This is a genomic window from Streptomyces sp. NPDC001027 (assembly GCF_040299045.1).
Taxonomy (GTDB): Bacteria; Actinomycetota; Actinomycetes; order Streptomycetales; family Streptomycetaceae; genus Streptomyces.
On record NZ_JBEPBI010000268.1, the window covers coordinates 1 to 9992 of the forward strand.

Annotated in this window: 5 protein-coding genes; all 5 read right to left on the reverse strand. The window is 73.5% G+C overall.

The features are described from left to right. Positions 1 to 506: 506 nt before the first annotated feature. The gene (locus ABT300_RS37335; protein WP_351685696.1) at positions 507 to 767 is read right to left on the reverse strand and encodes a hypothetical protein; all 261 of its coding nucleotides are present in this window, start codon (positions 765 to 767) and stop codon (positions 507 to 509) included. Between the two features lie 1291 nt (positions 768 to 2058). Beyond that, on the reverse strand, positions 2059 to 2679 hold the full coding sequence (locus ABT300_RS37340; RefSeq protein ID WP_351685699.1) for a hypothetical protein: 621 nt from the start codon (positions 2677 to 2679) through the stop codon (positions 2059 to 2061). Beyond that, positions 2679 to 7571 carry a type II toxin-antitoxin system prevent-host-death family antitoxin gene (locus tag ABT300_RS37345; protein ID WP_351685702.1) on the reverse strand — a complete coding sequence of 1631 codons (4893 nt, stop codon included), beginning with the start codon at positions 7569 to 7571 and terminating at the stop codon, positions 2679 to 2681. Before ABT300_RS37345 ends, ABT300_RS37340 begins: the two co-directional genes overlap by 1 nt. Positions 7572 to 8324: 753 nt before the next feature. Then, on the reverse strand, positions 8325 to 8648 hold the full coding sequence (locus ABT300_RS37350) for a replication initiation protein, RepL2 (RefSeq protein WP_351685705.1): 324 nt from the start codon (positions 8646 to 8648) through the stop codon (positions 8325 to 8327). Next, positions 8645 to 9100 (reverse strand): MarR family transcriptional regulator, encoded by a 456-nt coding sequence (locus ABT300_RS37355; protein WP_351685708.1) that lies wholly within the window; start codon positions 9098 to 9100, stop codon positions 8645 to 8647. The genes ABT300_RS37350 and ABT300_RS37355 overlap by 4 nt, the downstream gene beginning before the upstream one ends. Between the last annotated feature and the right edge of the window lie 892 nt (positions 9101 to 9992).

Below are 9992 nucleotides of genomic sequence, written 5' to 3' on the forward strand. Positions count from 1 at the left end.
CGCGGTGCCGGCCGCGGGCTGTGCGGTCGCCGTACCGGTCATCCCTAGGGGCCGAATACTGGCCGGTGAGGCGTTCGCGGTCCTTGCGGTGCGCTCTACGTGCCCCGTGTAGGTGTCTGATCCGCACTTGCACATCGTGCCGGGCTCCCGGTGTTGGCCTCTTGTGTACCTGATTGTGTCACGTCGTTGTGTACCGCGCAAGTTCTGTAACGGTGACTCATCGTCACAGTCTTCCTTCACAAGAGGTCTAGACCTCTTGTGAATCTGGTTACCGGAAATCTGGCTATCGAGGCAATGGGAGTTGATTTTGTACCCAGGTTTGCAAATGGCGTTACATTATTCACGCTGTTTCCAGGGGAGACATGTTATCTACCGGCCTTCTTCGCCGTCTAAATTCTCATCATGCAGCATGGCCAATTGCTGGGTCTGTATTTCGTGCTTTCGGTGGTGAGGTCTTTCTGTAGCGTGAGGACGGCGCCAGCGGTGGGAATTTACGGGCTGGCCGCTCAGGCTCTGAGACCGATGTACGGAGGACGGGCGCGGCGGGCGGAGGTGGCCTGGGCCGGTCTGGAGGCCGCCGGCGGGCTGGTGGGTGGGTGGGTGGGTGGGTGGGTGGCGCGTTCGGCGTCGGCCTGGGTCGGGGTGTGGGCGGCGCTGCGCCGGGCCGGCGGCAGCCACAGCTCGTCTGGCAGCGCTGCGGCGAAGTCGTCGGCGCCCGCGGGCGCGCCGGGCGGCAGGCCTTCGTCGAGGGCGGCGGTCCACCACACCTGTTCGGTGTCCGCCGAGGTCCGGTCGGTCGGTCGGCCGCATCGAGGTGCCGAGGCCGAGGTAGCCGAGGAAGCTGGAGGCGGCCTCGGCGGCGCCGGGGCCGGCGGCCAACTCCCGCCAGACGGCCACGGGTTCGTCGAGCAGGCCGTCATGGCTGGTCAGCAGCGCGTGCACCGCGCGGAAGGCGATGGCGTCGGCGGGTTCTTCGCGCAGGGCGGCGAGCAGCAGTGGATCGAGGCCGGGGCCGCGGCGGTCGTGCAGCCACACGGCGGCCGGCGAGGGCCGGCCGGGGACGGGCGCGTACAGCTCGGGGGGGCGGTGAAGGCGGTGGCGCGGCGGTGCAGCAGGGGGGCGGGTGCGCGCCGAGCGCGGCGACGACCGCCTCGTCGCCACCGCGGGCGGCCAGGTCCAAGGCGCGCCGGGCATCTGTCCGTCCCTGGATGCCTGGCTGGCGGCGTAGTTGAGGAGGCAGTCCAGCTCGCGCACCGCCGGGTGGGCGTCCAGCAGGCTCGCGGGCAGCTCCTGTTCCTTCCTGGCCGCGCGGTCGGCGGGCGAGCGTTGCCGGACGGGCCGCCGCAGCTGGCGGCGGGGCGGGTGAGCGGCTCGGCGGGGGCGTGCAGCCGGTTCAGGACGGCCGGCAGGTCACCGCCGAGGGCGTCGCCGGTGCGCCACACGAAGGTCGGCAGGCCGGACCAGGCCCGGCTGGTGTACTCGCCCGTGTCGGGGACGTGCGGGTCGGCGGGTACGGGCAGGGTGCGGCTGAGTGCGAGTACGGCGGGGACGTCGGCGGTCCAGGCCGCCGGGTTGGCCCCCACCAGGCGCTGCAGCACGGTCGTGTAACTGGCGGTGCCCGCGTCGGGGGCGTCGGCCAGGGTGGTGGCGGCCCGCTCGTGCAGGTTCTTCAGCTCGGTCGCGGTGTGATGGCGCGGCCGCGGGCGGGCGGCGGCCCGCGGGGCAGTTGCGCGACGCGGGAGAAGCCGCCTTCCGGCGCGCGAGCGCGTGGGGCGACGGCCTCACCGGCGACGAACTGCGTGAACTGCGGCAGCGGTTCACGGCGGTCAGAGTGGGGAGGGGCCTGCGCGCCGGGCTCGGGCAGTGCTTCGCCCCGGCGGTCGCGGGGGCGACGACCAGGGGTCGTACGGTGCCGGCCTGCTTCGGGGGTTGTTCAGCCGAGGTGTCGGCCGAGCAGGAGAGCGGCGAGGATGAGCGGGCCGAGGATGCCCAGGAGGTTGACGGCGTTCATCAGCGGGCCGTCGCCTCGTCGGCGTGGTGGCATGGGGTGGTGTCCTTTCAGGCGCCGAGGCCGATGTGGGAGACGTAGGTGTAGGCGCCCCAGTCGGAGTCGAGTTCGCCGATGATGTCGTCCCAGATGTCTTCGAGCCCGGCGACGTCGCCGGCGACGAGGGCGTCGACGGCGTCGTCCCAGATGTAGCGGACTTGGAAGCGGCGTACGCGCAGGTTGCTGCGGCGCCGCGGTGCCTCGACGACGTCCTGGTTGATGGGGTGGATCTCCACTTCGGTGCCGTGGCCGCCGCGGTTGAGGTGCTGTTTGAGGGCGCCGGGGTTGTTGAGGATGTTGGTGGCGCGCAGGTTCCAGTAGGCGGTGTCGATCGCTTCCTGGTTCTCGGGGCGGGGGTGTTGGGTGCCTCTGGTCCAGGCGCGGATGGTGGGGCGGGTGGCGGTGATGCCGGCTTCGGCCATGGCCTGGGCGCCGCCGCCGGTGGTGGTGAGGTAGTTCATGCGGGCCATGAGGCCGCGGCGGGTGCTGGCGGGGGATCTGATGCCGCCGTGGATGATCATGCGTTCCAGGGCGTCCTCGAGGGCGCGGCCGAGGGCGTATTTGCCGTGGATGTTTCCGGGGTCGCGGTTCGCGCCGTATTTTCCGAAGTTCTTCCATCCGTCGGTGGACATCAGGCGGTGGTCTTCCTCGGCAGGGTGTACTGGTCCTTGAGTTTCATTTCGGCGGGGCCGCGGCCCTCGGTGAATACCGTACGCCAGTTGCCGCCGGTGACGTGGAGTTCGTCGGTGCCGCGGACGCGGACGACGGTGAGGCCCTTTTTGTGGGCGCGGTGGGCTTTGTACCAGAGGTTGGCGAATGCCTGGGAGCGGATGAGGTGCATCCACTCGGGTCGGCGGATTTCGAGGTTGGCGTTTGATTCGCCGAGGGTGGAGGTGAATTTGGAGTACATGGCCTTGATGTATTCGACGGCCACGGTTCCGTCGGCGTATCCGGCGGCTTCGCGTTCGAGGGCGGTGTGGCGGGATTCGGTGAGGACGCGGCGGAATTTCTCCAGCAGGCCTTCGCTGGCGCCGCTGGTCCAGCTCTCGGCGATCACCGGCTCGTCGCACAGGTCGTAGCCGGCGCAGCGGATGAGGAGGCGGACGGTGGCGTCGGTGAGGACGACGGGGCCTGTCTCGCGGCGGTTGCCGATGGGGTCGGGGAGGTGGGGGTGGTGCCAGGTGGGGCGTTGGGTGAGGAGGTGGACGCCGGAGAGCTTGGGGTCGAAGCCTCCGTGGGGGTTGTGCCTGAGGGCGCCGATGGGCAGGTGGGTCTTGAAGGCGGCCAGGAAGGAGGCGTTGGTGTCGAGGGCGGCGACGGTGACGGGGGCGAGGGCGCCGGTGCCCAGTTGGTCGGTGAGAGCGGTGTTGGTCCAGTTGTGGCGTCCTTCCCAGATTTCGTCTGAGCCGTCCCTGGTTTTTTTGCGGAGGATTTCGAGGAGTTCCGGATAGACGGTGTGGTCGTAATTTGAGCCGACGCGGGTTTCTTTGAACAGGGCCATGGCGTCGGGCACGGCCTTTTTTACCAGGGCGGCGGTGGCGGCTTCGAGGTCGCCGCAGTGCTCTTCGAGGGCCTGGTCGACCGCGCGGGTGATCTGGCCGGTGTAGTGGGAGTAGTCGCGGCCGGCGTAGGTGCCGCTGCCGGCGGTGGTGCGCGGCGGCTGGGTGCGGTGCGGCGCGGGGTCGCTGGTGGTGGCCGCGGCGGCTGGAGTGGGTTCTGGCGCGGGTGGGTGCGGGGTGCTGGTCGGCTCGCTGGTTGCGGGGGGTGTGGAGCGGCCGGGGACGGCTACGGGCGGCCAGGCGGAGGCCTCGGGGGCGGTGGGGGCTCCGGGCGCGGCGGGGGCCTGGGGGGCGGGGGTGGGGTGGGGGTTGAGGAAGAGTTCGGCGGGGTTGGTGATCGAGGGGAAGGGCTGGACGGCGGCGATCTGCTCGGGGGTGAGTGGTTCGGGGTCGTGGGCGTAGGGGTCGAAGTCGGTGAGGCGGGCGTGGGCGCGGTCGGCGTGGAGGGTGAGGGTGGTCTGGAGGCCGAGGTCGCGTTCGGTGATGGCGAGTTGGACGCGGTGGTGGGGGTGGTCGGGGTCGGGGGTGAGGAGCAGGACGGTGTCGAGGCCGAGGGTGTTGACCAGGTCGGGGTGGTCGGTGTCGAGGGCGGCGAGGACCGGGAGGTGGTGGGTGCGGGCGAGGTGGGCGAGGGTCTGGGCGGCGTCGGTCAGGCGGGGGCCGGACAGGGGCAGGTGGGGGTCGTCGGCGGCCTGGAGGCGGTCGACGACGAGGAGGGCCGTGCCGGTGAGGTCGGTGATGGTCTCGGTGATGGCGGCGGCGGTGAGGTCGGTGCCGTCGTCGATGTAGAGGGGAGCTGTGGCCAGGTGGTGGTGGAGGGCGGCGACGTCGGCCTGTTCGGTCTCGGTGAGCTGGCCGGTGCGCAGGCGGCGGTAGTCGACGGTCAGGTGGGCGGCGACGATCCGGGCGGCGACGTCGGCTCGGGTGAGGCCGGAGGCGGCGTACAGGACGGGCTGGTGGTGGTCGAGGGCTGTGGAGCGGGCTGCGGTGGTGGCGAGGAGGCTGCCGCCGGTGCCGGGGGCGGCGGCGACGAGGTAGAAGCGGCCGGGCTGCAGGCCCCCGAGGGCATCATCGAGGCCGGGGATGCCGGTGGACAGGCCGCGCGGGGACGTGACCGTGCCGGTGGCGGGGTCGGTGTCCGCGGGGGCGGGGGCCAGAACGGTGGTGAAGGCCTCGCCGAGGGGGGCGAGACGGCGTGAGGCGCGTGGCGCGGCCGGGACGCCGACGGGAGCGGTGTCGGTGGGCGGCACGTGCAGGGCGGCCGCGGGGGTCTGCTCGGTGGTGTCGGGCGCGGTCGCCGGGCCGGCGGCCGGGGTGACGGGGGCCGGGGCGGGCCGCTGTTCGGCCGGGGCCGGGTCGCTCGGTGCGGCCGGCGCCGGCGCCGGGGCGGTGCCGGCCGCGGTCGTACGGGCGGGCTGGGGCGACGGTGCCGGTTCGGGACCGGCCGGGGCGGGACCGGTGGGCTCCGCGAGGGGCGTGGGCCCGGTGGCCGGGGGTGCCGCGTCGGCGGGGGCGGGGGTGTCCGGCGGGTGGGGGGTGCCGGTGGGGGTGGCCGGGAGCAGCACGGCGACGGGAGTGGTGTGGCGGCGCAGGACCTGGGGGTGGCCCTGGGCGGCTTCATGGATGAGGTCGCCGAGTTTCTTGCGGGCGTCGGCGATCCCGTGGGCGGGCGCGTGCTCGAGGCCCCAGCCCAGGGCGGCAGCGGCGTCGGGGGTGGTCAGAAGTGCGTGGTCGGTGTCCTCGCGGGTGAGGGGGGTGGGGGTGCCGTCGGCGGCGGCGCGGATCAGGTCGGGCAGCGCGGCGCGGGCCTGGTGGAGCGTGGCGGGGGTCTTGCCCGGGACGGCCTTGGCCTTGCCGGGCGCCGGGGCCGGTTCGGATGTGGTCGCAGGCCGGCCGGAGTCGGCGGCGGGCGCCGGCGTGGCGGGGGCCGGCAGCTCCGGGGTACCGGGGGCGGCCTGGTTGGAGGCCGGGGCGGTGCTGGCGGCGTGGGGGGCGGGCTGTTCTTGGGGCGCTGTGGGTGCGGCGGTGGCGGGGAGCGGTCCGGCGGCCCGTTCTGGGGAGGACGGTGTGGTCGGGGCGGGGGGCGCGGTGGCAGGTTCCGGGCTGGTGCGGGGGCCGGCTGCGGACGGTGCGGCGGCCGCCCGGGGGTCGGGAGCGGGCAGCTCAGGGACGGCGGCGTCCGGGCTGTCGGCCGGGGCGGGAATGGGGGCGTCTTCGCCGGCGGGGTCCAGGTGGTGGTGCAGGAGCACGCACGAGCTCAAGGACGCCAGGGCACGACGCTGGAGGATGCCGTCGAGGCGGTCGTCGCCGCCCAGGACCAGCGGGAAGTTGTCGGCCGACCACAGGTCGTACAGCATGCGCAGGGCCGCGGTGGGCAGTTCGTGGGCCCTGGGCACGATGACGAGGCGGGAGGCGCGGCGCAGTTCGGCAGCGATCAGGTCCTCGGCGGCCCACCGCCTGCCGGGCTGTGGCATGCGCTGGTCGAGGCCGAGCTGTACGAACAGGTCGCGGACCAGGGAGGACCGGTCCTTGCCGCCCGTGCGCACGGCCGGAAGGTCCGGGAGGCCGGGCATGCGGGTGAGGGCGGCGTGCACGGTGGTGGCGTCGGGACCGGTGACGGTCCCGATGGCGCGGGCCCGGGCGATCTCCCGTACGTGGTCGGCCAGTTCCTCACCGTGGACGGTGCCGGCAGGATCCGGGGCGATCCGCGGGTCGCCGGTGGCCGCGGCAGGGGCTGCCGGGTCGGCGGGTGCCTGGCCGACGGGTGGCGCCGGTGTGGTGGGGGGCTCGGCGGGTGCCGGCTGCGGCGGGGCGGTGAGGGGGTCCTGCTGCTCGGCCGGAGTTGTACCGCCCGGTGCGACGGTGTCCGAGGCGGTCGGGGCCGGGTGGTGCCGAAGGCGGGACTTCAGGCTCGGCATGTCCGTGCGCTGCAGGAGGGTGGTGAGGTTGGTGTCACCGATCAGGACCAGCGCGAAGCTCTCGCGCACCCACAGGCTGTAGAGCAGTTGGAGGGCGGAGGCGCGCAGGTCGTAGGCGGCGGTGGCGACGATCAGGCGGGGGGCTCGCTGGAGTTCGGCGACGATCAGGTCTTCGGTGTCCCCCAGGGTGCGGGGCTGTCGCTGACGGCGGCCGAGGCCCAGTTGCGTGTAGAGGGCGCGGGCCAGGGCGGCGCGGTCGCCTGCGGCCACGGACACGGCCGGCAGGTCGGCGGGCAGGTGCTGGGCGAGAGCGGCGTGGGCGGCGTCCGGGTGGGCACTGGTGAGGACCAGGACGGTGCGGTGCTCGGTGAGTTCGCGCAGGGCGCCGGCCAGCTCACCGGCCGCGAACTCGACGCCGGCGGCCGGCTCGTGGGCGGCGTCGGCGGCCGGCTCGCTGGTAGCCGGGTCCTCGGCGGGTGCTGCCGGAAGGGGGTTGGGCGGCTCCTTGGCGGCGTCGTCCCCGGGCGTGGCGGCCACGACTGCGTCGGGAGCGGCATCGGGGTCGGGGTCGGGGAGGAAGTCGGCGACGGGCTCCGGCGCGGCGACGGGGGGCTTGACCGGGGCGGGTGCGGGAGCGGCCGGGGCGGCGGGGGGCTGCTCGGCCGGGGCGGTGCCGTCCGGGCCGGCCGACGCGGCCAGGGCAGGGCGCAGGCAGTCGGCGACGATCTGCTGCAGCAGGGTGTATGCCTGCTCGGCGCGGTCGCTGGTGGGGCCGCCGAACGCGGCACGGGGAGCGGTGAGCAGCACGTGCCAGTGGGCGCCGGTCGTGCGCCTGTTCGCGGCGGCACTCAGCGCCAGGCGCAGCGGGCGGCCGGACTTCTCCGCCAGCCCCCCGCGCGGCGGGTTCACCAGGCGGTGGGCGGGCACGGACAGGTTCTGCCGCAGCGCGAGCGGCACACTCCCCCACACCGGGTCGTCGGCGGGCGGCAGCACCAGGCCCGTAGCTGCCCCGGTCTTGGCGGCGGAGGCGGAACGCGAGGAGGACACAGGCAACTCCAGCAGAAGCAGGGCAGCGTAGGGCGAGGCGGGGCGGCCCACGTCGCGGGCGGGCGGCGGCCGGGGCCGGCGGAGGGCAGGCGCGCAGCGTCGGCCCCACCCCGCACAAGGGGTGTAACGCCTTGAAGACGAGTCTAGCCCTCCGGTACATAACCGGGGCCGGTTTATGTAACGCGTGAGAGTGGATGAGGCGGCCGGCACAGTGACGCGGCCACGGTACGGAGACGGCCGGGCATGGAGCGGAGGGATGTCACCACGGCCCGCGGCATCGCGGGGGACGGCACAAGGCGGGACCGGAGCGGGTAGCGGCACGAGCACAGGCCGCAGGCGCGGGGCCGCGATCGGCGGGACGGCACGGCGGCGCGGTGGGCTGGGGGGTGCTGGTGCGGCCGCTGTCGGGCTCGGCCGCTGTTGGCCGGGCGAGTTCAGCGGACGAGTCGGGCCGGGTTCTGGAGGACGTGTCCTGGTGCGCCTCGCCGGGCCGCGCACGCGCGGGGCGGCGGGCGTGGTGTCGGCGGAGGAGGGGCGAGGCGGCGCAGCCCGGTGCGTGAGTGGCGGGGGCGGGCGCCGGCCGGGGATGCAGGGCGGGGCCGTGACCTTTTCGGGGCGCGGCTCGTTGTCGGGGTTGGGGTGGTCTGTGTCTTCGCGGGGGCCGGCTTTGTGGTCGGGGTGCGGGTCGGCCCGGGCGCGGTGATCGCGTCCGGGCCGGTGTGCTGGGTGGTGCCCCCTTGGCTGCGGCTGGGGTCAGGCGGTGCGGGAGCGCAGCGGGATGACGGTGCGCTGGCCGGTGGCGCGTTCGCCGAGGCGGTAGATGGGAGAGTTGGAGAGCTTGTCGACGTACTCCAGCCAGCCGTCTTCGATGAGTTGGCCGCGGACGCGGGAGAACAGGGTGGGCTTCCAGCCCAGCTCGTCCTCCGCCAGCGCGCGGGCGGTCTTGCGGACCGCGCCGCCCGGTTCCTTCGGCATGATCGCGTACAGCTGCAGCACGAGGCGCTGGTTGGGGCTGAGGGCTTCGGAACGGCGCAGGACCTCGCGCGCGAGTGTTTGCGTGTCGTCGGCGGTGATCACTGCTGGTCCCCCCTTACAGGCCCGTTGGTGAGGCCCGGGATGTCGGGCGGATTGAACGCCCGGATGGCTTCGCGCTGCTCGGCGGAGGACCCCTGGCTGGCGAGGTAGGGGGTCACCTTGTAGAACTTCTGGCGGCCGAACTCCTCGGCGAAGAAGAGGAGTCGGCGCTTGACCAGGGTGCGGATGATCCGGCCCAGCGCGTCGCCCGTCATGCCGTTGCGCTCCGCGATGTACGCGGTGGTCTTCATGACGGGCTGGTCGTATCCGGGGGTGGCCCCGACGAACCACTGCAGGATGCGGAACTCGCGGTCGGTCAGGCCGCCGTCCTTCTTGGGCACCGCGGCGAGGGCCTCGAGGCGGGCGTTGTCGACGGTGCTGTAGGAGCCGATGTAGCCGAAGCGGGTCTGCGGTTCGCCGCGGCTGTCGTGCCGTTGGTGCGCGGAGCGCGGCATCGGGGTCTCCGGTCCCTCGACATGTCCTATGAGTACAGGCGTCACGGTACCTCGCGCAGGATCCGTGAACTGACAGGACATGTACTTCCCGTACATGTATGCCGGTTGGAGGATCCGGATATCGTGACTGCACGATCCGGATGAACCGCTCCGGGAACCGGTATATGGCGGTCCGGCGACCGGCATATCCGATCTTGGAACCGGTATCAAGACCGGTAAAACACCAGGTCAGAGCATGTTCCGGCGCGGCTCTGTCTGTATGCACACAGGAACGGTCCGCCCCGCCCGGCCATACGTTCACAACATTCCCGCGCCCGTCCGGCGCGTCGCGCGCGCCGCCCCGCCTTCCTACCGGCCGGCCAGCCCCCACGGACCCCTACGGCGACCCCGGCCACAGCCCGTGCAGGACCGCGGCGCCGCAGTCCGCACCCCACGGGCGGGAGGCCACCCAGCCGTGCGGCCGGCCACGGCCTCACGGCGGCACCCCGCACCGGCCCCGGCCACGCCTCCCGGTTTTTCCCGTCACGGCCCCGGCCGCCCGGGACTCGGCACCGCTGCTGCTGTCCACACACCGGCACCCGCGAACGGCGCTGCACGCGAAGCGAGGCCCGCCCCCGCCCCGGTGCCCACCGGCCCCGGCCCCCGCCCAGACGCGCGGGACCGGCTCCCGGACACCTCCGACCCGTACGACCTGGCCGACCGCAAGCTCGGGCTCCGCTGACGGGCTGTGCGCCGGGCGGGCACCTGTGCGTGACAGCGGCGGCCGCAGAACTTCCGCCGCCTGTGAGGCGCGCCGTGGGGAGGATTCGTCCCGGGCTGCAGCCGACCACCGCGACCGCTAGATTTAACTCACTTTTCTTGCCTGCTGGCAGTATTTAGATGAGAATCCTTG

Bases quoted from the DNA above. Each gene is read 5' to 3' on its own strand.
- ABT300_RS37355 (WP_351685708.1), bottom strand. From the start codon at position 9,100: ATGCCGCGCTCCGCGCACCAACGGCACGACAGCCGCGGCGAACCGCAG.
- ABT300_RS37340 (WP_351685699.1), bottom strand. From the start codon at position 2,679: ATGTCCACCGACGGATGGAAGAACTTCGGAAAATACGGCGCGAACCGC.